24 protein-coding genes and 1 riboswitch are annotated in these 23,380 nt (G+C 55.5%); of the genes, 17 read left to right on the top strand and 7 right to left on the bottom strand.

What is annotated here, in order from left to right; translation table 11 throughout:
- The first annotated feature begins 137 nt into the window (after nucleotides 1-137).
- Genes ACR0A2_RS10225 through ACR0A2_RS10245 form a run of 5 tightly spaced genes read left to right on the top strand, consistent with a single transcriptional unit; the run spans nucleotide 138 to nucleotide 4,344 of the window.
- Entirely contained in the window at nucleotides 138-1,469 is a 1,332-nt protein-coding gene (locus tag ACR0A2_RS10225) for an NAD(P)/FAD-dependent oxidoreductase (protein WP_480834936.1), read from the top strand.
- A complete protein-coding gene (locus ACR0A2_RS10230; RefSeq protein ID WP_253283522.1) occupies nucleotides 1,423-1,968 on the top strand; it encodes a hypothetical protein in 546 nt (181 codons plus the stop codon). Before ACR0A2_RS10225 ends, ACR0A2_RS10230 begins: the two co-directional genes overlap by 47 nt.
- The gene (locus tag ACR0A2_RS10235; protein ID WP_480834937.1) at nucleotides 1,968-3,191 is read left to right on the top strand and encodes an MFS transporter; all 1,224 of its coding nucleotides are present in this window, start codon (nucleotides 1,968-1,970) and stop codon (nucleotides 3,189-3,191) included. The genes ACR0A2_RS10230 and ACR0A2_RS10235 overlap by 1 nt, the downstream gene beginning before the upstream one ends.
- Nucleotides 3,188-3,805 (top strand): DUF3833 domain-containing protein, encoded by a 618-nt coding sequence (locus ACR0A2_RS10240; protein ID WP_480834938.1) that lies wholly within the window; start codon nucleotides 3,188-3,190, stop codon nucleotides 3,803-3,805. Before ACR0A2_RS10235 ends, ACR0A2_RS10240 begins: the two co-directional genes overlap by 4 nt.
- Nucleotides 3,802-4,344 carry a DUF3833 family protein gene (locus ACR0A2_RS10245; RefSeq protein ID WP_171617150.1) on the top strand — a complete coding sequence of 181 codons (543 nt, stop codon included), beginning with the start codon at nucleotides 3,802-3,804 and terminating at the stop codon, nucleotides 4,342-4,344. Before ACR0A2_RS10240 ends, ACR0A2_RS10245 begins: the two co-directional genes overlap by 4 nt.
- Before the next feature lie 29 nt (nucleotides 4,345-4,373).
- On the opposite strand, the gene ACR0A2_RS10250 is transcribed toward ACR0A2_RS10245, so the two are convergent.
- From ACR0A2_RS10250 to ACR0A2_RS10260, 3 genes are read right to left on the bottom strand one after another with little or no spacing between them, the layout of a single operon-like run.
- Nucleotides 4,374-4,547, bottom strand: coding sequence for a hypothetical protein (locus tag ACR0A2_RS10250; protein WP_171640249.1), 174 nt, complete (start codon nucleotides 4,545-4,547; stop codon nucleotides 4,374-4,376).
- 59 nt (nucleotides 4,548-4,606) lie between these two features.
- Nucleotides 4,607-4,858, bottom strand: a complete 252-nt coding sequence (locus tag ACR0A2_RS10255; RefSeq protein ID WP_171617153.1) for a hypothetical protein — start codon at nucleotides 4,856-4,858, stop codon at nucleotides 4,607-4,609.
- A gap of 31 nt (nucleotides 4,859-4,889) precedes the next feature.
- Entirely contained in the window at nucleotides 4,890-5,012 is a 123-nt protein-coding gene (locus ACR0A2_RS10260) for a hypothetical protein (RefSeq protein ID WP_371814415.1), read from the bottom strand.
- 111 nt (nucleotides 5,013-5,123) lie between these two features.
- Nucleotides 5,124-5,327: riboswitch (cobalamin riboswitch) on the top strand.
- A gap of 82 nt (nucleotides 5,328-5,409) precedes the next feature.
- On the opposite strand from ACR0A2_RS10260, the gene ACR0A2_RS10265 reads away from it, so the two are divergent.
- Nucleotides 5,410-6,663: an aromatic ring-hydroxylating oxygenase subunit alpha gene (locus ACR0A2_RS10265; protein ID WP_480834939.1), complete on the top strand. Its 1,254-nt coding sequence runs from the start codon at nucleotides 5,410-5,412 to the stop codon at nucleotides 6,661-6,663.
- A gap of 5 nt (nucleotides 6,664-6,668) precedes the next feature.
- A complete protein-coding gene (locus ACR0A2_RS10270; protein ID WP_480834940.1) occupies nucleotides 6,669-7,751 on the top strand; it encodes an FAD-binding oxidoreductase in 1,083 nt (360 codons plus the stop codon).
- Between the two features lie 677 nt (nucleotides 7,752-8,428).
- Here ACR0A2_RS10270 and ACR0A2_RS10275 read toward each other — a convergent pair.
- The gene (locus ACR0A2_RS10275) at nucleotides 8,429-9,439 is read right to left on the bottom strand and encodes a LacI family DNA-binding transcriptional regulator (protein WP_171363618.1); all 1,011 of its coding nucleotides are present in this window, start codon (nucleotides 9,437-9,439) and stop codon (nucleotides 8,429-8,431) included.
- Between the two features lie 212 nt (nucleotides 9,440-9,651).
- Between ACR0A2_RS10275 and ACR0A2_RS10280 the strand changes: the two genes are divergently transcribed.
- The 10 genes from ACR0A2_RS10280 (at nucleotide 9,652) to ACR0A2_RS10325 (ending at nucleotide 19,916) form a co-directional block, all read left to right on the top strand.
- Nucleotides 9,652-10,920, top strand: a complete 1,269-nt coding sequence (locus ACR0A2_RS10280; RefSeq protein ID WP_480834941.1) for an ABC transporter substrate-binding protein — start codon at nucleotides 9,652-9,654, stop codon at nucleotides 10,918-10,920.
- Nucleotides 10,921-10,995: 75 nt separating this feature from the next.
- Entirely contained in the window at nucleotides 10,996-11,841 is an 846-nt protein-coding gene (locus tag ACR0A2_RS10285; protein WP_152459492.1) for a carbohydrate ABC transporter permease, read from the top strand.
- Nucleotides 11,838-12,674 (top strand): carbohydrate ABC transporter permease, encoded by an 837-nt coding sequence (locus ACR0A2_RS10290; RefSeq protein WP_152459493.1) that lies wholly within the window; start codon nucleotides 11,838-11,840, stop codon nucleotides 12,672-12,674. The genes ACR0A2_RS10285 and ACR0A2_RS10290 overlap by 4 nt, the downstream gene beginning before the upstream one ends.
- 23 nt (nucleotides 12,675-12,697) lie before the next feature.
- Nucleotides 12,698-13,738, top strand: coding sequence for an ABC transporter ATP-binding protein (locus tag ACR0A2_RS10295; protein WP_152459494.1), 1,041 nt, complete (start codon nucleotides 12,698-12,700; stop codon nucleotides 13,736-13,738).
- Nucleotides 13,739-13,750: 12 nt separating this feature from the next.
- Complete coding sequence (locus ACR0A2_RS10300; protein WP_480834942.1) at nucleotides 13,751-15,028, top strand: amylo-alpha-1,6-glucosidase; 1,278 nt, start codon at nucleotides 13,751-13,753, stop codon at nucleotides 15,026-15,028.
- Nucleotides 15,025-15,711, top strand: coding sequence for a D-lyxose/D-mannose family sugar isomerase (locus ACR0A2_RS10305; RefSeq protein ID WP_171230006.1), 687 nt, complete (start codon nucleotides 15,025-15,027; stop codon nucleotides 15,709-15,711). Before ACR0A2_RS10300 ends, ACR0A2_RS10305 begins: the two co-directional genes overlap by 4 nt.
- A 280-nt stretch (nucleotides 15,712-15,991) precedes the next feature.
- Complete coding sequence (locus tag ACR0A2_RS10310) at nucleotides 15,992-17,410, top strand: circularly permuted type 2 ATP-grasp protein (protein ID WP_171172167.1); 1,419 nt, start codon at nucleotides 15,992-15,994, stop codon at nucleotides 17,408-17,410.
- 2 nt (nucleotides 17,411-17,412) lie between these two features.
- A complete protein-coding gene (locus ACR0A2_RS10315) occupies nucleotides 17,413-18,354 on the top strand; it encodes an alpha-E domain-containing protein (RefSeq protein ID WP_152459498.1) in 942 nt (313 codons plus the stop codon).
- A gap of 3 nt (nucleotides 18,355-18,357) precedes the next feature.
- Nucleotides 18,358-19,155: a transglutaminase family protein gene (locus ACR0A2_RS10320; RefSeq protein ID WP_480834943.1), complete on the top strand. Its 798-nt coding sequence runs from the start codon at nucleotides 18,358-18,360 to the stop codon at nucleotides 19,153-19,155.
- 11 nt (nucleotides 19,156-19,166) lie between these two features.
- Complete coding sequence (locus ACR0A2_RS10325) at nucleotides 19,167-19,916, top strand: proteasome-type protease (RefSeq protein WP_152459500.1); 750 nt, start codon at nucleotides 19,167-19,169, stop codon at nucleotides 19,914-19,916.
- Nucleotides 19,917-20,182: 266 nt separating this feature from the next.
- Here the strand turns inward: ACR0A2_RS10325 and ACR0A2_RS10330 are convergent, their stop codons facing one another.
- The 3 genes from ACR0A2_RS10330 to ACR0A2_RS10340 are packed head-to-tail and all read right to left on the bottom strand — an operon-like array spanning nucleotide 20,183 to nucleotide 23,320.
- On the bottom strand, nucleotides 20,183-21,190 hold the full coding sequence (locus tag ACR0A2_RS10330) for a DUF2955 domain-containing protein (RefSeq protein ID WP_171207152.1): 1,008 nt from the start codon (nucleotides 21,188-21,190) through the stop codon (nucleotides 20,183-20,185).
- Nucleotides 21,180-22,244, bottom strand: a complete 1,065-nt coding sequence (locus ACR0A2_RS10335; RefSeq protein ID WP_152459502.1) for an HlyD family secretion protein — start codon at nucleotides 22,242-22,244, stop codon at nucleotides 21,180-21,182. The genes ACR0A2_RS10330 and ACR0A2_RS10335 overlap by 11 nt, the downstream gene beginning before the upstream one ends.
- The gene (locus ACR0A2_RS10340) at nucleotides 22,241-23,320 is read right to left on the bottom strand and encodes an AI-2E family transporter (protein WP_171230012.1); all 1,080 of its coding nucleotides are present in this window, start codon (nucleotides 23,318-23,320) and stop codon (nucleotides 22,241-22,243) included. The genes ACR0A2_RS10335 and ACR0A2_RS10340 overlap by 4 nt, the downstream gene beginning before the upstream one ends.
- Between the last annotated feature and the right edge of the window lie 60 nt (nucleotides 23,321-23,380).

Below are 23,380 nucleotides of genomic sequence, written 5' to 3' on the forward strand. Positions count from 1 at the left end.
CAAAACGGTGGCGCAGGTCACGGAAGCTCAAACCAGAAGCCACAAGGTAGTGCATCTGTTAAAAACTTCTAATCGGATTGATCCACTTGTGCCTACCCTGCGTATCTTTTTGTAAACTGTCACATAAAGAGGCTTGAATGTTCGACGAACCCCGGGGTGTACGGAAGAAAATCGCGATTGTAGGTGCAGGCATTTCGGGACTTTCCGCCGCTTACTATCTTTCAGAAAACAACGACGTGACAGTCTATGAGGCCGAACCTCGGCTTGGTGGCCATGCCCGCACGGTGATGGCCGGAAAGAACGGGGATCAACCGGTCGATACGGGCTTCATCGTCTTCAACTATGCGACATATCCCTACCTGACCCGGCTGTTTGATGAGCTGGGCGTGCCCGTGATCGAAAGCGAGATGAGCTTTGGCGCGACAATCGACAATGGCCGCATTGAATACGGGTTGAACAATCTGCGCACACTGACCGCTCAAAAGCGCAATCTGGCGCGTCCGGCTTACTATAAAATGATCGCTGATATTCTGCGGTTTGGCAAAGAAGCCCCAGAAGCCGCCAAGGACGATGACACCACGATTGGCGAATTGGTGGACCAGCTGCGGCTGGGTCACTGGTTCCGGCACAATTATCTGATGCCGATGTGCGGTGCCATCTGGTCTACGCCGGTCGAGTTCGTGGATCAGTTCCCCGCACGCTCTTTGGTGCAGTTTTTCCGCAATCACGCTTTGCTGGCAAGTGGTCGCGCAAACCAGCATCAATGGTACACGGTCAAAGGCGGCAGCATAGAGTATGTCCGCCGGATCGACGCGGCCCTTCGTGCGCGGGGGGCAGAAATACGTCTGGCCAGCCCTGTTCAGAATGTATCCCGTGACGAGATGGGCGTCACCATCCACAGCCAGGGCGCCGTGGATCAGTTCGATGAAATCATCCTGGCCACCCATTCGGACCAGTCGCTTTCCATTTTGGGTGATGGCGCGACCCCCGCGGAAGCCGCTGCATTGGGCGCAATCCGCTACCAGCCCAATACGGCCATATTGCATTGTGACCCAGGTCAGATGCCAAAGCGGCGCGCCTGCTGGTCAAGCTGGACCTATCGTTCGCAAGCCGGAGATGTGGGGGTAACCTACTGGATGAACCGGCTTCAGAACATTCCGGACAGTGACCCGCTGTTTGTAACGCTGAACGCTTCATCAGAAATTCCCGCGGAAAAGATCTATGACCAGGTCGAATTTGCCCATCCGGTCTTCGACAAGGCCGCCCTGAAGGCGCAAGGGCAAATCCGCGAGATGCAGGGACAGAACCGAACTTGGTTTGCCGGTGCTTACAACCGGCACGGATTTCACGAAGACGGGATAGCCAGCGCGATGCATATCGTTGCTCGAATAAATGGTGCCCCGCAAACCATCGGAGCTGAAAATGGCATTCCTGGGAAAGACCCGGCCCTATCTGTTGCCGCTGAATAAGGCGATATGGCGCACAGCGTTTCTTGCACTTTCCTTGCTGATCCCCAATGGGCTGGTCGCGTCGCCGGTCACGGAAGAACTGAACGATGCCCAACTGCGCGGAACCGCGACGTTCCGCTATCTGGGTTTGCCAATCTATGACGCCAAACTCTACACGCCCAAAGGTGCGCCGTTCAGTTGGAGCGAAGATATCGCCCTGCAACTGACCTATCGCAAGAACATCAAGAAGAAAGCGCTGGTCAACTCGACACTTGACGAGATGGACCGCATCGGCCGTTCAGCACCCGTTCGCGACCAACTGAACCGGTGTTTCAAAGCCGTGGCAAAAGGGGACAGTTATCTGGCGGTTTCTGATGGTCCCGATAAGGTCAGTTTCTGGCTGAACGGGCAAAAGACCTGCACCATGGCGTATCCGGGCATCAAGCGCAGTTTCATGTCTGTGTTCCTGGGAGACAACACGCGGTCCGCGTCCTTCACGCGCAGGCTACAGGGGCGGTGATGCGCTATCCCCGGGTCAGTCTCTATGCGTTGATGCTCGCTGCGGCGGGTATCCCGCTTTATATCCACTTGCCGCGCTTTGCAGCCGTGAACCTGGGTATTGGCCTTGGGGTCATTGGTACGGTGCTGCTGGTGATCCGTTTGGTGGATCTGGTGCAGGATCCGCTGATCGGTTGGGCAATCGACCGATGGCCCGGCGGCCAGCTTGCATTTGCGGCGATGGCGGCTTTGGGGCTGGCAATCGGGTTTCCCCTGCTTTTCAATCTGCCGCAGGGTGCCAGCGTGCCGGAACTGGTCGCGATCCTGATCTTGCTGTTCTCGGCGTACAGCCTGGGAACCATTCTTCTGTATGGTCGCAGCGCAACTCTGGCGAAGCGAACCGATCCGAAAGAGCTGATGACACTGGCCGCCTATCGTGAAGGCGGGCAGTTGACCGGGGTGGTCATCGCAGCCAGCGCTCCGGCCCTGTTGGTTGCTTTCGGGGCACACTCCCAAGGCTACCCCGCATTCGGAGCGTTTCTGGGGCTGCTCTCCGTTCTGACCCTGATACTAACAATCCCGATCTGGCGGCGCAGACCGATCACCGGATCAGGCCTGTCCTTTGCAGGTCTGGGTCAGGCCGGTGGCTTGCGCCTTCTTGCGCTGGCTTTGGTCAACAGCCTCCCGGTTGCCATAACCTCCACCCTGTTTCTGTTTTTTGTGGAAGACCGGCTGCAACTGCCGGGCAAGGCGGGTCCTTTGTTGATCCTGTTCTTCCTGAGCGCAGGCGCGAGCGTCCCACTCTGGGCAAAGCTCAGCAACAAAATTGGCCCGAAACAGACTCTGATTATCGCCATGCCGCTCTCGATCGCCGGCTTTATCGGCGCCGCCACACTGAGTGCAGGAAATCTTGCGGGGTTTGCAATGATCTGTCTCGCCTCGGGCGCGGCGCTGGGCGCGGATATGGTCGTGTTGCCGGCCATGTTCTCGATCGTCCTTACCCGGGCCGGGCTGAACGCATCAGCTGCGTTTGGCATCTGGTCCTTCGCTGGCAAACTGGGCCTCGCCCTGGCTGCCTTTTTCACTCTGCCGCTGCTGGAACGCAGCGGTTTCACCCCCGGTCAAACCAATTCCGCACAGGCGCTGGATACACTCAATCTTGCCTATGCTGTGCTGCCCTGCATCCTGAAAGTCGGAGCGTTCGGGATGGTGTTGACCCTGCCCACCGAGGTCACAAGCAAATGAATGCTTTCACCGTCATCCTTCTGGTCCTTCTGACCGCTGTCTTCATCCGTGCAAGGCTGCTGAGCTTTCGCGCGCAATCGCCGTCCGATTACAGTGGCACCGGGCCAGATTTTTCCCTGAAAAAGCACCTGAACGGAGAGATCTTGTCCGAGGGCCTGATCTATGGCCCCAACGGCAAAATGTCGAACAGCTTTGTCGCGCGCATGTCCGGCGAATGGCAAGGCAACTCGGGCACGCTGACCGAATACTTCACCTATTCCAACGGAAAACAGATGACCCGCAAATGGTACCTGACGCTGGGAACCGGCAACACGTTCACGGCAATGGCGGATGATATCGTGGGCGAAGGTCGGGGCATCATCTCGGGGTCCACGGTGAAACTGACCTATCGTATCATTCTGCCAGATGACGCTGGTGGACATACGCTGGACGTCACCGATTGGATGTACCTGACAGAAACCGGCGTCATCATGAACCGGTCCGAGATGCGCAAGTTTGGCGTCAAGGTCGCGGAACTGATCGCCACAATGCGTCCAAGCCCCAGATCGAAACCGATTCATCCAAGTGGGTCAAACGGGTATGACGCGACTTCGGAAGGGAAACCGTTGCAATGATCACCTTTCGCTCTTTCATCGCCTGCATTGCCATCGCAAGCCTTGCAGTTTTGGCGGCCTGCTCCGGCAAACCGAAGGTACCAAAAACGTTTCTGTCGGACCGACAGTTGAACCTCGAGGAATTTTTCGAAGGCAAAACAGTGGCCTACGGTCAGTTTCAGGATGTTCTGGGAAATATCCCCCGCAGATTCACGGTTGATATCGACGGGACATGGGACGGCGAAACCCTGACCCTGGTCGAAGACTTCGTCTACGACGATGGCGCGACGGAACAACGCATCTGGACATTGACCAAAACCGGAGAGGATACGTGGACCGGTACGGCGCCTGGCGTACTGGGTACCGCCAGCGGGATTGAACGCGGGGATACGTTCAACTGGAAATACAAGATCGACCTGCCGATCAAGGACGGGACCATGCGTGTCAAATTCGACGATTGGATGTGGCTGCTGGATGACGACCGTCTGCTGAACCGCGCGTATGTCTCACGCTATGGCGTCCGTCTGGGTGAAGTCATTCTGTTCTTCGAGAAGAAATAGGGCCGCCAGGCCCGGTTTCATCACAAAAGTCAGTAGAAAATAAACTCGTCCACCAATGCTGTCGTCGATCCCTTGACCTCACCGGCCGTGTTTGCCCTTGGCCCGTCCGAGGCTGCGCCCTCGGCGCGTTCGCCGCCCTCGACCTTCAAGCGCGCGCGTTCTATCTGCCCCCAGAGGAAAAACAGACCATCCCGTTTTCCCATGAGGCGCGAAGGAACTGTTGTCCGCAAAACACCTGTTTTCGGTTTTGGCATCTGCTCTCTTACTGCCTCCGGTGTTTTCCACCATTTTCGGAAAACGTAATGGTTTTTCCCGAAAAAGACAATTTTTTATAGACAAAATGAGGTTTTCTACCGGCCGTTGACAGGGTGGACTGACAACTCTCGCATGACGGATATTCGCATTCTTCACCTGCCCCATTGAAAGCCAGCACTATCCCAAACGGATCAACTTTACGCAAAAGGGCCTGCTGCAAACCTCCTTCACTTGGCCCGACACTCTCTTTTTCAGCCATGCTCTGGCGACGCGCAGCGTTTGGTTTCTGATCAGAGCAGCCGGCCTTCGCCGTCGCGGTTGGGGGTCAATTTTACGGCGCGGATGTCAGACGTGGCCGCATCCATCGCAAGGCCATCGGCCACCGCAAAACGCCATGCTGGCGGGCCTGCCACGCCCCTGTGCCAAGGACTGTGGTCCCGGCGCCGTCCACTCTGCCGGAATATTTCTATGTCTGTTTTGAAACCGGAAATGTCGCAAGCATTTCAGCGCCCAAGCGGGTAAAAAGTAGGCTGCCATCGTGAGGTGCCGCTGTTTGATTCTCAGACAGCGGAGAATTGGGAAGCCGGTGGAATTCCGGCACTGCCCCCGCAACGGTAAGAAAGGTCAGGTTCGACAATCAACCACTGGGACGAGGATCCCGGGAAGGTGTCGCAACCGGGTGCAAGCCCCTTTCAAGTCCGGAAACCAGCCTTGCAGATATGTCAAACCGCGGGTGGCGGTGGGGGCACGGGTTTCGGACGTGGTCCTCGCGCGCCTCCGGACGGTTCCTCCCTGTCATCTGCCCAAGCAATGCCGCGGGGCGCGGCAGGAGAGCCAGAAGTGAACAATGTCCAAAACCTGTTGGCGCGTCGAATCCCGGGCTATGCTCTGGAACGGGCCTTTTATACCGACCCCGAGATTTTTCAGACCGACCTGGAAGCCATCCACTATCGTGAGTGGCTCTTTGCCATTCCGGCCTGTGAACTGGTGAAAGCCGGCGACTATGTAACATACAACGTGGGTGCCTATCGCATGATCATCGTGCGCGGCGCCGACAACCAGATCCGGGCGTTTCACAACACCTGCCGCCATCGCGGCTCGATCATATGCAAGGCGGCAAAAGGCAACGCGCCGAAGCTGGTTTGCCCGTATCACCAATGGACCTACGAACTTGACGGCTCATTGCTGTGGGCTCGCGACATGGGGCCGGAGTTTGATCCCAGACAGCATGGTTTGAAGACGGTTCATTGCCGCGAGCTGGCCGGGTTGGTTTACATCTGTCTGGCGGATGTCGCCCCGGATTTTGACACGTTCGCCAATATCGCGCGCCCGTATCTTGAGCCGCATGATCTTGCGAATGCCAAGGTCGCCTTCGAAAGCACGATCATCGAGAACGGCAACTGGAAACTGGTCTGGGAAAACAATCGCGAGTGCTATCACTGCGGCGGCAACCACCCTGCGCTGTGCCGGACCTTCCCTGATGATCCGGGCGTGACGGGGATCGAAGGCGGTGAAACCCCAGCCTACATGCAAGCCCATTTCGACAGGTGCCAGGCAGCGGGTATGCCATCGCAGTTCTACCTGCACGAGGACGGCCAATACCGTCTGGCGCGGATGCCGCTGAAAGAAGGCGCCGAGAGCTATACGATGGACGGGAAATCCGCCGTGCGCCGCTGGTTGGGCCGGTCGCCCTTTGCGGATGCGGGATCGCTTTTGAAGTTCCACTATCCGACCACGTGGAACCACTTTCTTGCCGACCACTCGATTGTTTTCCGCGTCACGCCGATCAGCCCGACAGAGACCGAGGTCACGACCAAATGGCTGGTCAACAAGGATGCCGTTGAAGGCGTTGACTATGACGTGAAACGTCTGACCGAAGTCTGGGTCGCCACGAATAACGAAGACCGTCAGGTGGTCGAGGACAACCAGCAGGGCATCAACAGCCCGGCCTATGTACCCGGCCCGTATTCAGCCATTCAGGAATCCGGCGTGCTGCAATTCGTGGATTGGTATTGCAACACAGTTTCGGCCCGCCTGGCGCCTGACTCCATGGCGGCGGAGTAAGGCTGATGAAAGACCTGAACACGCTTTCATCAGCCGTCTGGCAGGATGGAGAGATGCTGGAATGTGTCTCGGTCGTGCCCGAGATGCCGAACACCGCCAGCTTTTCGTTCCGTGCCCCCTCGGGGGCGCAGTTCGCCTATCACCCCGGTCAGTTCCTGACGCTCGAGATTCCGGCGCCCGGCCAGCCCGGAGGCGTTGTGCATCGCACCTACACGATCTCATCGTCGCCGTCGCGGCCGCGGTCGATCACCATCACCGCCAAAGCGCAACCCGACAGTATCGGCACGCGCTGGATGCTGGACAATCTTCAACCCGGCATGCGGATCAAGGCCATTGGGCCTGCGGGCCTGTTCACCAACGCATTGAGCGATGCGCGCAAGTTCCTGTTTATCTCGGCTGGCTCAGGCATCACGCCGATGACGTCGATGACCACCTGCATGTGGGACGAAGGCCGCGATCTGGACGTTGTCTTCATCAACTGCGCCAAAAGGCCATCCGAGATCATCTTCCGCCAGCGCTTGGAACAGATGGCCAGCCGCACGGATGGTTTGGACCTGAAGTTCGTGGTGGAAGAGCCGGACCGCTACCGCCCATGGACTGGATATCAGGGTCAGTTCAACCAATTGATGCTGGGCCTGATGGCGCCGGATTACCTTGAGCGCGAAGTCTATTGCTGCGGTCCTGAGCCCTTCATGCAAGCGGTGCGCGACGCGCTGGCCGGTCTTGGTTTTGATATGAACAACTACCATCAGGAAAGCTTCGGCGCGCCGGTGGAAACCAAGGCGGATCAGCCCGAGTTGGATGACGTTGTTCTGGACGACGACAGCAGCGCCGAGATCCTGTTCGCGACCTCGGGCGTGACGGCCAAGGTTGCCGAGACCGACACGGTCCTTGCCGCCGCCCGCTCGGTTGGCCTGAACATTCCGTCAGGCTGTACCTTCGGCGTATGCGGGACCTGCAAGGTCAAGAAAACTGCCGGCGAGGTCCATATGGTCCACAACGGAGGGATCTCGGAAGACGACATCGACGCGGGGTACATTCTGGCCTGCTGCTCGAACCCGATCGGCAAGGTCGAAGTCGAGGTTTAGGCGCTTCGCATCACGATCAAAGCCGCAGCGTGGCTGACACCCGCTGCGGTTTTCGGTGCGGTTTTTCAGTCCGTTGCGGAATCCGGGCCGGATTGGGTCGCCGGACGTCCGGCGCTTTCCCGCCATCTCACAGACGCGGCGCAAGCATCTGCCTTTGTCCTCGCCGGCCATCACGCTGTCATCGAAAACGCAAGAAGAGAGAGCCCCACAATGCCCGTGGCTGTTCCCTGCGGCCGATCCTGAGCACCCTTACAAGAGTTTGAAGAGGTTCTGGCGGTCAGTCAAAAAGACAGCACACCTGGAAAACCAACGAAAACATGATCACAGGCACGCGCCTCGTAGACGACCCCTTGCGGCGAGCAGCAGAAGCTGATGACTTCATCGTCCGCAGACCGGTTTATCAATCATGGCAGTGGATAATGTGTTCGTCGGCGCGGTGTCGAAGCTTGGGCCCGGAGCCAATACGCTAAGCTTGTCCGAGAGTAGGTGTAAGCGATTGGATGAGTGTCATCAGGCCAGAGAACCCATTCACTCAGACGCACCAAAGCAGCGTTGATTCAGTTGATCTATCAGAAACGGGTACTTTGCGCGCTGTCCAACTGTTGCTTGCCCATAGCAAGACGGACAGTACAGTGCGTTACCCGGAATGGACGCGAACAGCAGCCGAGACTTACATTTTATTGGTCAGAGGCTGCCCCTGATGTTCCTCGAATCGTCAGGGTTGCAGAATACTCGAAATGACGAACTGGCATTTCAGGTGTTCGCATGCGGTCCAGAAGGATCTCGGCCAATCGCGTACCCAATTTTTTTGGGTTGATCGCCATTGTTGTGAGGCCCGGCGTCGAGACGGCGGCATCTTCGATGTCGTCGAAGCCTACTACTGAAAAGTCACGCCCGGGTTTCAAATTGGATTGGATCAAGCCAAAGCATGCCCCAAGTGCAACAACATCGCCATTGCAAACAACGCCTGTTACCTCAGGGTGTCGCTGACGAAGTGCGGTGATTGCTTCAACACCAGAGCGTTTGGTTTCTTCGCATGGCCAGATAACCGGATGCACGCCGCCCAATTTTCCCAAGGCACTCAGATAACCGGCAATGCGCTCTTCGCGCACAGACGTCTGTTCGGTTCCACCTAAGTAGGCGATGTGCCTGTGCCCCAAATCAATCAAGTGTTGTGTCGCCTGCACGAGGGCCTCTTTGTTTAGAACACCAACGTGATCCAGAGACTGAGACACCTTTCGCATGAATGTGACAGCAGGAACACCGTGAGCATCCAGAAGCCCCATGGCGTCCCCGCTGGTGTTGAGTGCCGGAACCCAGATCAGACCACGTCGACCAAATCTGATGCAGGCTTCCAGAAGGCGGTCCTGGCGCTGAAGGTCTCCTTGAGCATCGAGGACCGAAACCATAAAGCCCTCGGCCTCCAGCAGGTTAACAGCGCCGCTAACGACCTCTGCGTTGAACGGGTTTGCCAACTTGTTAAGGATAAAGCCGATTTCGCGATTGTCGCCCGATCGCATTGTGGCCGCAGCGTGATTTGGAACGTATCGAAGCCGCTTAGCTGCGCTCAAAACTTTTTGACGCGTTTTTTCTGAAATTCGACCTGTGTCGCGCAAGACCTGACTAACAGTTGGTACTGACACGCCAGCTTCTTTGGCAACGCTGGAAAGGGTGGGTTTCTTCGCCATGGATGAGTTTTTACAGATATAACGTTTTGTCTATTTTGCAGTCGAAATCGAATACTTCAAGTAAAATATGGGAATATAAACGGGCTATCTGACTTGACTCATGATAAAACGATATATCATAGTGCCAACATTCGCCATAGACTGATCCAAGATTGTCGGCGAGGGAGGGAGGTTGCCAGATTTTGGCCAGCCTCAGACAAACGGAGGAAAACATGTCCATTCAATCGAAACTTGCGGGTGCCGTATCAGGTTTGGCTATTCTTGTTGGCGCAGCTGCCGTACAAGCCGAAACTCTGTTCTGGTCGACCCAAGCCCGTCCTGCTGAAGAGGCGCAAGCAATGCGGGCCGAGGTGCTTGGTGGATTTGATGGCGAAGTTGATTACCAGCCAAACGAAGATGGCCCTTGGTTGACCCGGCTCCAAGCCGAGTTGCAGGCGGGCTCGGGAAGTATTGATCTGCTGGGCTCTTTGCACGGCAACTTCTCGGCAATGAACCCCGATGATCTGATGGATCTCAGCGATCTGGGTGTGATGTCGGCGTCGGACACTTTCAACGATCTGGCTAAGCTGGGAACGGACAGCCTGCAATACATGCCGTGGATGCAAGCGAGCTATATCATGGCCGCCAACAAGGAAGCGCTGCAATACCTGCCAGAAGGTGCAGACATTAACGCGCTGACCTATGACCAGTTGATCGCATGGACAGCCAATGTCGAACAAGCGACTGGTCAGAAGAAATTCGGTTTTCCGGCTGGGCCCAAAGGGCTGAAACACCGTTTTTTCCAAGGCTATCTTTACCCGTCCTACACTAACGGTGTCGTGCGAACGTTTTCTTCGCCCGAGGCTGTGACCGCATGGGAGAAGTTCAAAGAGCTTTGGAGCCATACGAACCCTGCATCAACCAACTTCTCGTTTATGCAGGAACAGCTATTGAACGGAGATGCGTGGATCGTCTTCGATCACACCTCGCGCCTGGCGCAGGCATTCAATGAACGCCCCGATGATTTCGTCGCCTTCCCGGCACCTGCAGGTCCGACCGGCCGTGGCTTCATGCCTGTTCTGGCAGGTGTTGCCATCCCGCGCACCGCGCCGGATGCAGAAGGTGCCAAAGCTCTGGTAACTTATCTGATGCAGCCAGAGACCCAGATCGCAACTCTGAGAGCCACTAACTTCTTCCCTGTAGTTGACGTCGAGTTGCCAGACGATTTGCCGCCTTCGGTAAAAGCTGCCGGTGAAGCCGTTGCCAAGATGAGCGGTTCGGCAGATGCCAATCCTGGATTGTTGCCCGCAGGTCTGGGCAGCATGGGCGGTGATTTCAATCGTGTCTACGTAGATACGTTTGAACGCATTGTTCTGGCTGGCCAGCCCATCGAGCAAGTCTTGGATGATCAGAAGAAACAGCTTGAAAAAATCATGACTGAAACCGGCGCGCCCTGCTGGGCACCTGATGCGCCTTCGGAAGGCGCGTGCCCGGTTGAGTAAGACCTTTCCAACGTTCGGGCCGCTGAAATAGCGGCCCGGCTCCCCAGCATTTTCCCAACTTGAAGGAGCGGTCCGATGGAAGCGCGGCTATTGCCATACCTTCTGATCCTCCCGGTGACTCTGTTTCTCTGCCTGTTCTTTCTTTACCCGTTTGCGTTGGTGGCGCAGCAGGCTTTTGGAACCGAGAGCGGTTTCTCACTGGATAATTTTCGCGAGGTTGTGAACTACTGGAAGTTCCCGATTTCAATGAAGAACACTTTTCTTCTGGCAGCGGCTGTGGTGCCGATCCAGTTGGCCCTTTCGCTTCTGATGGCCACAATGGTCACGAAGATGCAAAGGGGACGCGATCTGGTTCTGTACATTTGGACCATCCCGCTGGGCATTTCGGACCTTGCAGCTGGTATCATCTGGTTGGCAATCTTCGAGCAGTCAGGCTTCCTGAATTCGATGATGGTGGGATTGGGTGTCACTGACCAACCTGTGAGTTTGCTGAGCTATCAGACCCCCTGGATTGTATTCCTTGCGATTATGCTGGCCGAGATTTGGCGCGCAACCGCGATTATGCTTGTGATCCTTGTCGCAGGCATCGGCTTGATACCCAAGGAATACTACGAGGCCGCAGACGTGTTTGGAGCCTCGCGCTGGAAGCAATTCACGCGGATCACCCTGCCACTTTTGCGCCCATCGCTGCAAACGGCCCTGGTCCTGCGCGTCATCCTTGCCTTTGAGGTTTTTGCCGTGGTCGCCGCCCTTGGGGGCACGATTTTCCCGGTGCTTATGGGCGAGATCTACGCCTATCAGTTTGATCTGCAAAATGGAGGTGCGGCAGCAGCACTCGCGATCATCGTTCTGATTATCTCGATCGTCTTCACTCTGATCATTATGCGCGCCTTGCGCGTCCCGAAAGGAGCCACGATATGACGGCTGTTGCAGACGTAGTTGCCCCCGACGCGCGTAAGGCGGGCAAAGGGCTTTACCGGGCCGGGGTTATCCTGCTGTGCGCCTGGGTGATCGTCCCGCTCTACCTGCTGTTTGTGAATACGATGTCCTCACCGGATACTGTGAACAGCTTCCCCAAGAGCTTCCTCCCGGAATTTGACATGGGATCCTTGGAATTCTTTGCGGGGTTCCAGGGAATGCTGGCGGCACTGTGGAATTCAGTTGTGGTTGCTTTGATGACGATGGTGATGTCCATCGCGATCGGAGCCCCGGCTGGGTACGCCCTGTCACGGTTCGACTTCCGGGGGAAGGAACTGTTCCGCCTGTTGATCCTGCTGACACGGGCTTTCCCACTGCCACTGCTGGCGTTGCCTCTGGCGGTTCTCTTTATCCGCACGGGTCTGGATGACACAGCCTTCGGTCTGGCCCTTGTCCACACCACACTGGCAATCCCCTTTGCGGTGCTCATAACCTTTTCGCTATTCTCAGGCATTCCGCTTGAGCTGGAAGAAGCGGCCTGGACATTGGGCTGCACGCGGCTGACCGCCTTTACCAAGGTGATCCTGCCGTTGGTCCTCCCGGGGATCACGGCCTCGGCTATCTTTGCCTTCGTAATCTCGTGGAACGAGGTTTTCGCGGCCGCCGTTCTGACCATCGAAAACCGGACGCTTCCCGCGTTCCTGTTGCAGACCCTGGGCGAAGCACCGCTGCATCTGAAATTTGCAGGCGGGTTCATTCTCGTGGTGCCTGCACTGATTTTCATCTTCGCCGTGCGCAAATATCTCTTTGCCATGTGGGGTATTGCCAACCGCTGAGCGGTGGCTGAAAGGAAACTGTTATGGCTGAAATACAGATCAAAAACATCGCCAAGAACTTTGGGTCCTACCAGGCTCTGCACGACATCAACCTAACCATCTCAGATCAGGAATTCATGGTGCTTTTGGGTGCTTCAGGCTGCGGCAAGTCCACGCTTTTGCGTATCATTGCGGGGCTCGAGACAGCGACCACCGGCGAGGTCTGGATCGGTGGTCGCCGGGTGGATCACCTGTCGCCAAAGGATCGCGGTATCTCGATGGTGTTCCAGAATTACGCGGTGTTCCCGCATCTGACTGTGTTCGAAAATATCGGCTTTGGTCTGCGGATGCAGAAACTGCCCGATGAGGAAGTCAAACGTCGGGTCGAACGCACCGCTGGATTGATGCATATCGAGCAGCTTCTGAAGCGCTATTCGGGCGAGCTGTCGGGTGGTCAGCGCCAACGGGTCGCCGTTGCCCGTGCATTGGCGATGGAACCGGATGTGATCCTGATGGACGAGCCGCTGTCTAACCTTGACGCATTGTTGCGGATGGAGATGCGGGCCGAGCTGAAGGGTGTTCTGGCTGAAAGTAAAACCACAGCAATCTACGTGACCCACGATCAGGTCGAAGCTATGTCCATGGCTGACCGGATCAGCGTCATGCATCAGGGAAAGATAGTTCAAGCCGCCTCGCCTATCGAGGTGTACCGGGATCCAGCGGCCGAGTTTGTGGCCAGCTTTATCGGCAATCCGCCAATGAACTTCCTTCCTGCCGAAGCAGCGGGTTCCGGGCGCTGGAATGTGGCGGGGCAAAACTTTGACGGGCCGGCAAACGGCAAAGAACTGAAATGGGCGATTCGACCGGAAGATCTGCGCATTGCAGATCAGGGTTTCGGAGCGCGGGCCAAAGTTGTGGAGCCTCTGGGCGCGCATTTGCTGGTGACTTGCGATGTGGACGGGCACCAATTCCGCGCTGTGCTGGATAGTGAGCTCGACGTGAAACCCGGTGACGTACTCACCTTGGCGCCGCAAGAGGGTCGCGGACGCTGGTTTGACCCCAAAACAACTCTGGCCGTTGCGTAAAGGAGAACCACGATGAGCCAAGCGCTGATCGATCAGGCCTGCAAAGTAATGGAAGGCAACGACCGTGGCAGTTATACCGTGCCTACCCACGGTCTCTATCCCTTTCAGTGGAACTGGGATAGCGCATTGTCTGCGCTAGGCTTTTCGCATTTTGACTTGGACAGGGCTTGGGTCGAGGTCGAGACCCTAATGGCCCATCAGTGGGAAGACGGTATGGTGCCCCATATCGTATTTCACGAACCCGATGACGGCTATTTCCCCGGTCCTGACGTCTGGCAAACCGGCCAATCTGTGCCGACGACCGGTATCACCCAGCCGGCGGTTGCGGGTCTTGCCCTGCGCAAACTCTATAATCGGGCCGAAGACAAAGCCGCCACCCGGACGCGGCTTGCTGAACTTCTGCCCAAGGTCCACGCATGGCATCAGTGGTTTTACCGCAACCGCGATCCAGAAAACACCGGGCTGGTGGCAATCATTCACCCGTGGGAATCCGGGCGAGACAACTCGGTGGACTGGGACGAAGGGCTGGATGCTGTACCGACTGAGGGCATAGCACCGTTCACGCGACGCGATACAACTCATGCCAATCCCGATCATCGCCCGACAGATGATCAGTACCAAAGGTATATCTGGTTGGTGGAACACTTCCGCGGATTGCGATGGGATAACACAAAACTACATGACGCCTCGCCTTTCCGACTGGTTGACCCAGGGTTCAATGCCATCCTTATTCGGTCTTGTGACGATGTTGCGGAATTGGCGGAGATTTTGGGTATTCCTGCTATGGCCTCTGAAGCACGCGAAATGGCCACCAAGGGCCGTGAAGCGTTGGAAAGCTTATGGAATGCAAATCTTGGACAATACACGTGTTACAATCGCGCCGCCGGGATTCTGCAAGACACGCCAACGGTCGGCGGGTTACTTGCGGCAATTGCTCAGGTGCCTCCCGAGCGCGCCCAAGCCCTGGTGCGAAGGATCGCCTTGCTGTCCGAGCGATGCGATTATCTGGTGCCAAGCCACGACCCGGCGGATGACGCCTTTGACAGTAAACGCTATTGGCGTGGACCGACATGGCTGGTCGTGAACTATATGATTGCCGAAGGGCTTATCCAATCAGGACAGGAAGCAATGGCACAACGTATCCTTGCTGGCAGCTTGCGCCTCATTGAGAAAAGCGGCTTTGCGGAATACTATGATCCCATCAGTGGTGAACCGTGTGGGGGTGGAGATTTCACTTGGACAGCTGCAATGGTGATTGAAATTCTCAAGATTCAAAAAGTGCCCGCATGAAACGTTCGCGCATCAACGAGATTATGGCTCAAGCAGATGAGTTAATTCGCTCTCACGGTTTCACATTGCCGCCGTTTGCCTATTGGACGCCGGAAGAATTTAAGGCTCGTGAAAGCGATGCCCGTCACGTGATTGACGCGCGTTGCGGTTGGGATATCACTGATTACGGCGACGGTGATTTTGATCGGATGGGCCTGTTTCTTTTCACTCTGCGCAACGGTCTGCAGAGCGACTTGGCGAAAGGCGGCGGCATGTGTTACGCTGAGAAGCTGTTGATTTCACGGCAGGATCAGCTTTCGCCGATGCACACGCATGTTCTGAAGGCAGAAGATATCATCAACCGTGGTGGCGCGACCCTAGTGGTCGAGCTTTTCGGCTCGGATGATGCCGGAGGTTTTGCAGAGGATCGCGGCGGCGTAGTCTGGCTGGATGGTATCCGCCGCGACTACGGCCCGGGCGAGAAACTGCGCCTGGCCCCTGGTGAAAGCGTCACCCTTCGCCCTGGTGATTGGCACGCGTTTTGGGGCGAAGGTGGCGATGTGCTAATCGGCGAGGTCTCGACCGTCAATGACGACGAGACCGACAATGTTTTTCGCGACCCAATTGGCCGATTTGCCGAGGTTCAGGAGGACGTCGCGCCAACACATCTTCTGGTCAGCGACTACTCAAAATGGCTAGGCTGATTGATGAAACCATTGAAGGAGTTCGCGGGGTTTTGACGCGAACTTAACCCTCTTTATCCGAGTTTGGGCGGTCAGCCTTCACAGAAAATTGGCAATATCTATGGGCCTTGTTTGCCCGTTCGCTGCGTTGTGCTTCAACAGCTGGAAACGCGGATAACGCAACTTTGTTAGTATCACCACAATATTCAATTCGCCTGAAAATTAGACGTTACTTACGACGACAGTATCAAATCGAGCCTGAACGACTTGAAAATTCTGATTTGAGCGTGAAACTTAACACATGAGTGAGTATTTTGATGAAATGTTCAACGGCGATGGATCACTCAGAGGTCCATATGAAGAGATCGGCCGCTGGTTCAATGCTGAAGACGTATCACGGCTGAGGGCGAAACAGCGTGAAGCCGAAGAAGTTTTTAGGCTGACGGGCATCACCTTTAATGTTTACGGCAAAGCAGAGGCAGAAGAACGACTGATACCGTTTGATATCGTGCCGCGTGTCATTTCGGCACGAGAGTGGCAGCGGCTGGAACGAGGTATCGAACAGCGAGTTCGAGCAATCAACGCGTTTCTTCATGACATATACCACCGTCAGGAAATTGTTCGCGCTGGCCGTGTGCCAGCTGAGATGATCGCCGCAAACGAAGCGTTCCTGCCGCAGATGTTGGGCATCACGCCACCTGGTAAGGTCTATACGCACATAGTCGGTGTTGATTTGGTGCGAACCGGGCCGGACGAGTTTTTCGTGCTGGAAGACAATGCGCGTACACCGTCCGGTGTGAGCTATATGCTCGAGAACCGGGAAACGATGCTCAAAATGTTCCCGGAACTGTTTAGCGCCACAAATGTCCGGAATGTTTCCGATTACCCGCGTAGTTTAAGACGGTCTCTGGCTGCATGCGCGCCAGCTTGCGCCGAGGGAGAACCCACTGTCGCCGTGTTGACGCCTGGCATCTACAATTCAGCCTACTACGAGCACGCCTTCTTGGCAGATCAGATGGCCGTGGAATTGGTCGAAGGTCACGACCTGCGGGTTGTAAACGGGCGTGTCTGCATGCGCACCACCAGAGGTTATAAACCCATTGACGTTCTCTATCGCAGAGTGGATGACGACTTTCTGGACCCGTTGAATTTCAACCCCGACAGCGCATTGGGTGTGCCGGGTATTCTGGACGTTTATCGCGCTGGCGGTATCACAATTGCGAACGCCCCGGGAACAGGCATAGCCGATGACAAGGCGATCTATTCATACATGCCTGAAATCGTTGAATTCTACACGGGTGAGAAGCCCCTGCTTCAAAATGTTCCCACGTGGCGTTGCAGCGATCCCGAATCTCTGTCCTACGTACTGGACAATCTGTCCGACCTTGTTGTGAAAGAAGTGCACGGGTCTGGCGGCTACGGGATGTTGATCGGCCCGACCGCCAGCAAGAAAGAGATTTCAGCTTTCCGCGACAAGCTCAAAGCGCGGCCAGCGAACTATATTGCTCAGCCGACACTGTCGCTTTCAACCGTTCCGATCTTCGCGCGCTCGGGGCTGGCCCCCAGACATGTCGATCTGCGGCCTTTCGTTTTAGTGTCGCCTGAGGGGATCAAGATCACTCCCGGCGGCCTGACCCGCGTGGCACTTAAGAAAGGGTCATTGGTCGTAAACTCGAGCCAGGGCGGTGGAACCAAAGACACCTGGGTTCTGGAGGACTGACCATGCTGGGAAAAACTGCTGGTGGGTTGTTCTGGATGTCCCGCTACCTGGAACGAGCGGAAAACACGGCCAGGCTGCTTGAAACAGGTCAGCGGATGGCGTTGACCCGCACCAAGAATTCGACCGAAGAATGGGGTTCTGTTCTGAAAACGGCCGGCGTTCTCGATGGTTACCACGCCAAATACGATGATGTTTCAAAAGACAACGCGGTGGATTGGATGCTGCGTGATGCGGATAATCCATCCTCGATCAAATCAGTCATCAAGCAGGCAAGGGACAATGCGCGTCTTGTTCGAACCGCACTGACACACGATGTTTGGAGCGCAGTAAACTCTACCTGGATGCAGATTGATGATGTCATGAAGCGCCGCGTGAATGAGCGGGACCTGCCAGCGACGCTGGAGCTTATTCGCCAACAGGCAGCTCTGGTTCGTGGCGCTACATTGGGCACGATGCTACGCAATGACATTTTCGACTTCACCCGCATTGGTACGTTCGTTGAACGAGCCGACAATACCGGGCGCATTCTGGACGTGAAATACTACGTTCTTCTGCCCACAGCTTTCTCAGTTGGCTCATCACTGGACAACATCCAATGGGAAAGCATTCTCCGTTCCGTCGGCGCTGGCGGAGGATATCGAATGACCCACGGTGAGAAAACCCAGCCGTCTGATATCGCACAGTTTTTGATCTTGGATCAGCGAATGCCGCGCAGCCTTCACTTTTGCTGCAGAAAAATTCAAGAAAACCTTTCTTACCTAAAGAAAGACTATGGCTTTGCCGGGCCTTCCTGCGAGGCCTCGAATGGCCTCTACGAGAAATACCTGGATCAAAAAATCTCTGATATCTTCGAAATTGGTCTGCATGAGTACATTCAGGATTTTCTGACAGATCTCGGCAGCTTAAGTCGACAGATCGAGGTTGATTACAGGTTCTACGAGTAGCCAATGAAACTGCACATTCGACACGAGACACGATACGATTTCGATGCACCCGTTCCCTTCGGGCTGCAACAGCTGAGAAAGACACCAAAGTCATTTCGCAATCAGAACATTGTAAGTTGGAGCACCCAAATCACTGGCGGGCGCAAAGAATTGACTTTTGAAGACTACCACCGCAACACCGTGGAATTGATCAGTTTCGACGTAAACACCCAAAGCATCTCGTTGATCTCAGAAGGCGTTGTAGAAGTGGAAGACACACATGGCGTCCTCGGGCGTCACGAAGGGTCGACTCCATTGTGGCTATTCAAAAGGAGCACCCCGCAGACAACGCCGGGGAAAGGGGTTGCCGAAGTAATAGGCGCGTTGCCCAAAGGCGAACCGCTGGAAAAGATGCATGCCCTTTCCGAAAGCATTCGCACTCAGGTCGCGTACGAGATTGGAAGTTCGCACCCGGGCTGGAGCGCAGAAGACGCACTCGAATCCGGGTGCGGCGTGTGTCAGGACCACGCGCATATTTTCATTGCCTGCGCGCGACAGATTGGAGTTCCTGCACGCTATGTATCGGGTTACCTGATGATGAACGAAACGGAACTACAGGACGCGACCCATGCCTGGGCCGAAGTGCACTTGGACGCGCTTGGGTGGGTCGGGTTCGACGTTTCAAACGGGATTTCACCTGACGATCGATACGTACGCGTCGCGACCGGTCTGGACTATTCCCAAGCTGCCCCAGTAATAGGGAACAGAATTGGGGCAGCGGGTGAGCAATTGACAGTGCAGTTGCAGGTCGCACAGCAATAACGGAGAACTTGATGACCTATGCTGTGGGTATGCGGCTGAATCGCGGGTTGGTGTTCATGTCCGACACGCGCACGAATGCAGGCGTCGATAATGTTTCGACCTTCAACAAGATGTTCAATTGGACAGTTGATGGCGATCGGTCGATCACTATCCTAACGGCCGGAAACCTTGCGACTACTCAGGCCACCATAAGCCTTCTGGAAGAGCGGACCAAAGCGCCAGAAGATCGCTCGCCGTCCATACTGGAAGCACCGACAATGTTCCAAGTCGCGCAACTGGTCGCGGCTACGTTGAACGACGTCATACAGGAGCATTCCCAATCCGGTCAGCAAGCCGACAGCGCCTTTCATGCGACACTCATTTTAGGTGGCCAGATCAAAGGCGGCCCGTCTCGCCTGTTTCTGATCTACCCCGAAGGCAACTTTATCGAGGCTGGCGCTGACACTCCGTTCTTTCAGATTGGAGAGACGAAATACGGGCGTCCAATTCTGGTGCGCGCCTATGATCCGGAGATGAGCTTTGCGGAAACTGTGAAACTCCTGCTTGTCAGCTTCGACTCCACGATCAAGGCCAATCTATCTGTCGGAGCTCCGCTTGACCTTCTTCTTTACGATGAAGACAGTCTTGAAGGCGGCACACGGTCCAGATTCGAACCCGACGATCAGTACTTTCGCACCATTTCCGAGGTGTGGGGCGACGCGTTGAAATCGGCCTTGTCCAAGCTTCCAGAATACAAACCAGAGCGAAAGCCAAACGATTGAGCGTCCGCTTTGTCCGCATCGCCGACTTTCGCTGAGCTTTGCTTGAGTGTCTACTTGGCGGGCTAGGCAGACGATGGTTTATACGATCGCACCCGTGTTTCCGCCGGCAATATAAGCGCGCCGTGTTTGCCAAATTCGGAAGAACAGTGTTGAATCTGAAAGGGATTAACCTGAGTTGTCGACGCGCGCTTGGATAGTAACACTGACTTCGAAGCACATTGTTCTTGTTGCTGGATTGGACGCCTGAAAGCTTTACTTCAGGCAACTCATGAAGCTTGCATTTCCCTCTCCGGCCAGAACTCGTCCACTATGACATAAGCGACAATCACGAAGAAAGCGGCCCCTGCAACTTGCAATACGCGCGTGATACTTTTGACGTCAGCTTCATCCGAAAACGGTGCAACCGACCCACCGTAAACGATCAGAACCGTTGTCAACGCCGAACCGGCTGCTGCTGCGAGTGCGACCTGAGATTTCCCAAGCGCTCCGAGGGTGAAGCAGAAAAACAGACATAATAAAATGGGCGTCAGAATAACCGGTGCGATCACGTTTACCTCGTAACAAATGATCGACACCGCTGCCCCAAGCAGGTTTGCCGTAAGCATAGCTTTGGCGACGGCTTTTCCCATCGACGGCATGGCGGCCAACTGCTGGCTCAAAAGAGCGACAAAGAACAAAACCAACAAAGCAGATGCCCCGGACACAAAAAACACCATGGCAAATGGAAGCGTCACAAGCGACATTCTGACGATCCGCCGGTACCGGTCAAAATCTGGTGGCGCGTCGGCTTTCTTTTGGGCGACTGTTTGAGGTTCCGCTGGGATCATCACAAACATCAGCGTGGATACGAAACCTGCAAATAGCAGGTTAATCGGTATCCAAAATACAAGCACAAGCGCCAGATCCTGCGATTGCAAAACGAGGTTCGGGATCATCAACGCCCCCATGAGTGCTATGACACCGGGTAGAACACCGGCCCCTGAAACTGACCACATGAAGGACAGGATGATCCCGATGGCAACCAGAATAAGGAATACCACGGGATAGGGTGCGAAAACGGACGACAATAGGAATGAGATGAACATCAATCCTATAGAGAAAACAAACAGCTTTGCGAATGCCGCCAACGGCAGCGCGGTGGGCGCTTGTAGGAACAGCGCGGTGAAAACTGCCCCCACAACCGCCAACGGCCACCCCAGAAACAAGCCTAAGGCGAAAACGCCGGTCACACCCAACGCAAGCCGGATAACGGATTTTCGATCCTCAATAGGCATAGGATAGTATTGAGACCAAACGGATATAGGTCCGGCCGACCACATTCAGCAGGGAATTGTCGCTCAAATACATGATCACGTCGGCCTGCCCGTTGAGTTGGAAGCGCAGTTCGTCTTCGGCGTTTCCGGCCTCGTATCCCGGCAGCACGATCCGAACGGGAAACCGTTCTGGTTCGCGCAGAAACCCCTTGGTACTTGGCGGGCTGGCCAACTGGCCAGGTTCATCGCCACCGCTCAAGGATACAGCCGCGCTGAAGCTCTCAATGACACCCGGGATAATTTGACCGGGGTGCATATCCAACACGACATCAACAGGAGAACCCACCCCTGCCCGGCCTAGGTTGTTTTCCGTAAAATACGCCTCTATCCATATGTCGGTTGCATCCAGGAACGTCAAAAGGTCCTGACCGGACCGTGCATACGTACCAGGTGCGATCAACAGATTGGATATGACACCCGTCGCCGGAGCACGCAGTTCAGTCCATTCCAGGTTTAGCTCTGCATCCGCCAAGGCAGCTAACGCGCGCTGAATTTTTGGATTTTCGATCCCGTCGTCACCCAGCCTCTGCTTTGCTTTTTCAAGATCCGCTTTGGCGTTCTCATAATTTGCCTCGGACTCTGCCAGTTGACCTCGGGCATCGTCGGCTTTTGAGACGGCGATCAATCCCTTTCTTTCCAGCGCAAAAACACGCTCTGTTTGAATGCGTATTGTGTCCAGATCGCTCTGGGCCCGCGCCAGTTTGGCTTGCGCGGCTCTTACCTCTGCCGAGGATGCACCCACCTCCTGCGTGGCCGCTTCTAGATCAGCTTCCGCCTTGTTGCGTTGAATTTCGTAGGGCCTGGGGTCGATCCGAACCAGAATATCACCTGCCGAGACGATCTGTCCGTTTTCGACAAGAACTTCGGTCACTGTACCGGTGACCTGTGGAACGATCTGGGTCGCAATGGCCTTTACTCTGGCATTCCCGGTAAACGGCGTTTTTCGGTCAGCGACAAGATACCAGATAAGAAAAACAAGAATGACGGCCAAAGTGGTCCAAATCGTCTTTCTCATTTCGTGGCTCCTTCAGCCGCGCTTTCAGCTTCTGCAGGGGCGTCGATCCAGACCTTGAACAGCTCATAAAACACGGCAAACAGAACAGGTCCCATAAAAATGCCGATCAAGCCATAGGCCATCATGCCGCCAAGAACACCAATGAGTATGACCAGCATTGGTGTTTCGAGGCCTTTTGAGATGAATACAGGCCTTAGGAAGCTGTCCATTATCGCAACGGGAATAGCCAGTATTGTGAAGATCAACGCGGCACCGCCGGACATGGTGCTCCAAGCGTAAATAATCACTGGCAAAAGAACCAAGCCGGGCCCGATCTGGATAATCGAGAGGATCAAACAGATAAACGCCAGCGTGGCGGCCGAGCCAATTCCGAACAGCGCCAACAATATCCAAACCACGACCGCCTGAATCGCAGCCACGCCAATCACACCTTTTGTCACGTTGCGGATCGTAGCGCCGGCAAGTGTAACGAACTCACCGCCACGGGGCGCAAAGACACGGTTGGCAAAGCGCTGCAGGCCTTGCACCAGACTTGGACCAGGGCTGAACAAAGCCCCCATGATCAAGACGGACAGGGCCAACGCCAAGAGCCCAAGCCCGATGCTTAGCACCTTTCCGAACAGTGATTTGGTGATCTCAAGAATCTGCGCGCCGTATTTGGCAAGCGCGCCGTCAAGGTTTCGTTCAAACAAGCCCCAGACTTCAGCAATTTTGTTTCCGACCAGCGGCAGCTCCTTTAAGCCATCGGGTGCCGGTGGGACTTTTAGCTCGCCGTTGTCAGCTTGTTCTGCAAATCCAGACCCAAGTTCGGCTGCTCCGGATACCGCTGTCGCGACCGGCCCCAAGGTCAGAACGAGGCCCAACAACACCAGTATCGTCGTCGCAAGCTTCTTTCTTCCGCCCAACCTGGACTGCAGCCAATCGAAAACCGGATAGAGTGCGACGCACAGGATCGTCGCCCAGATGACCACGCTTGCCAGCGGGGCGACCATTACCAAAGCGCTGTAAAGGAATAGCCCGAGAAACAGCAATCTAATCGCGAGATCGACAATCTTCGCGTCCTGAGTCTTTTCCATACCATCCCTCCAACATTTGTTTGTTCAAACTTTACACTCAAAAAAATTAATATGTATATT

Source organism: Ruegeria sp. H8, from assembly GCF_056532905.1.

Bases quoted from the DNA above. Each gene is read 5' to 3' on its own strand.
- ACR0A2_RS10310 (WP_171172167.1), top strand. From the start codon at position 15,992: ATGAGTGAGTATTTTGATGAAATGTTCAACGGCGATGGATCACTCAGA.
- ACR0A2_RS10330 (WP_171207152.1), bottom strand. From the start codon at position 21,190: ATGCCTATTGAGGATCGAAAATCCGTTATCCGGCTTGCGTTGGGTGTG.
- ACR0A2_RS10250 (WP_171640249.1), bottom strand. From the start codon at position 4,547: ATGGGAAAACGGGATGGTCTGTTTTTCCTCTGGGGGCAGATAGAACGC.
- ACR0A2_RS10290 (WP_152459493.1), top strand. From the start codon at position 11,838: ATGACGGCTGTTGCAGACGTAGTTGCCCCCGACGCGCGTAAGGCGGGC.
- ACR0A2_RS10320 (WP_480834943.1), top strand. From the start codon at position 18,358: ATGAAACTGCACATTCGACACGAGACACGATACGATTTCGATGCACCC.
- ACR0A2_RS10240 (WP_480834938.1), top strand. From the start codon at position 3,188: ATGAATGCTTTCACCGTCATCCTTCTGGTCCTTCTGACCGCTGTCTTC.
- ACR0A2_RS10255 (WP_171617153.1), bottom strand. From the start codon at position 4,858: ATGGCTGAAAAAGAGAGTGTCGGGCCAAGTGAAGGAGGTTTGCAGCAG.
- ACR0A2_RS10340 (WP_171230012.1), bottom strand. From the start codon at position 23,320: ATGGAAAAGACTCAGGACGCGAAGATTGTCGATCTCGCGATTAGATTG.
- ACR0A2_RS10265 (WP_480834939.1), top strand. From the start codon at position 5,410: ATGCCGCGGGGCGCGGCAGGAGAGCCAGAAGTGAACAATGTCCAAAAC.
- ACR0A2_RS10305 (WP_171230006.1), top strand. From the start codon at position 15,025: ATGAAACGTTCGCGCATCAACGAGATTATGGCTCAAGCAGATGAGTTA.
- ACR0A2_RS10270 (WP_480834940.1), top strand. From the start codon at position 6,669: ATGAAAGACCTGAACACGCTTTCATCAGCCGTCTGGCAGGATGGAGAG.
- ACR0A2_RS10280 (WP_480834941.1), top strand. From the start codon at position 9,652: ATGTCCATTCAATCGAAACTTGCGGGTGCCGTATCAGGTTTGGCTATT.
- ACR0A2_RS10325 (WP_152459500.1), top strand. From the start codon at position 19,167: ATGACCTATGCTGTGGGTATGCGGCTGAATCGCGGGTTGGTGTTCATG.
- ACR0A2_RS10275 (WP_171363618.1), bottom strand. From the start codon at position 9,439: ATGGCGAAGAAACCCACCCTTTCCAGCGTTGCCAAAGAAGCTGGCGTG.
- ACR0A2_RS10235 (WP_480834937.1), top strand. From the start codon at position 1,968: ATGCGCTATCCCCGGGTCAGTCTCTATGCGTTGATGCTCGCTGCGGCG.
- ACR0A2_RS10300 (WP_480834942.1), top strand. From the start codon at position 13,751: ATGAGCCAAGCGCTGATCGATCAGGCCTGCAAAGTAATGGAAGGCAAC.
- ACR0A2_RS10295 (WP_152459494.1), top strand. From the start codon at position 12,698: ATGGCTGAAATACAGATCAAAAACATCGCCAAGAACTTTGGGTCCTAC.
- ACR0A2_RS10245 (WP_171617150.1), top strand. From the start codon at position 3,802: ATGATCACCTTTCGCTCTTTCATCGCCTGCATTGCCATCGCAAGCCTT.
- ACR0A2_RS10285 (WP_152459492.1), top strand. From the start codon at position 10,996: ATGGAAGCGCGGCTATTGCCATACCTTCTGATCCTCCCGGTGACTCTG.
- ACR0A2_RS10230 (WP_253283522.1), top strand. From the start codon at position 1,423: ATGGCATTCCTGGGAAAGACCCGGCCCTATCTGTTGCCGCTGAATAAG.
- ACR0A2_RS10225 (WP_480834936.1), top strand. From the start codon at position 138: ATGTTCGACGAACCCCGGGGTGTACGGAAGAAAATCGCGATTGTAGGT.
- ACR0A2_RS10335 (WP_152459502.1), bottom strand. From the start codon at position 22,244: ATGAGAAAGACGATTTGGACCACTTTGGCCGTCATTCTTGTTTTTCTT.
- ACR0A2_RS10315 (WP_152459498.1), top strand. From the start codon at position 17,413: ATGCTGGGAAAAACTGCTGGTGGGTTGTTCTGGATGTCCCGCTACCTG.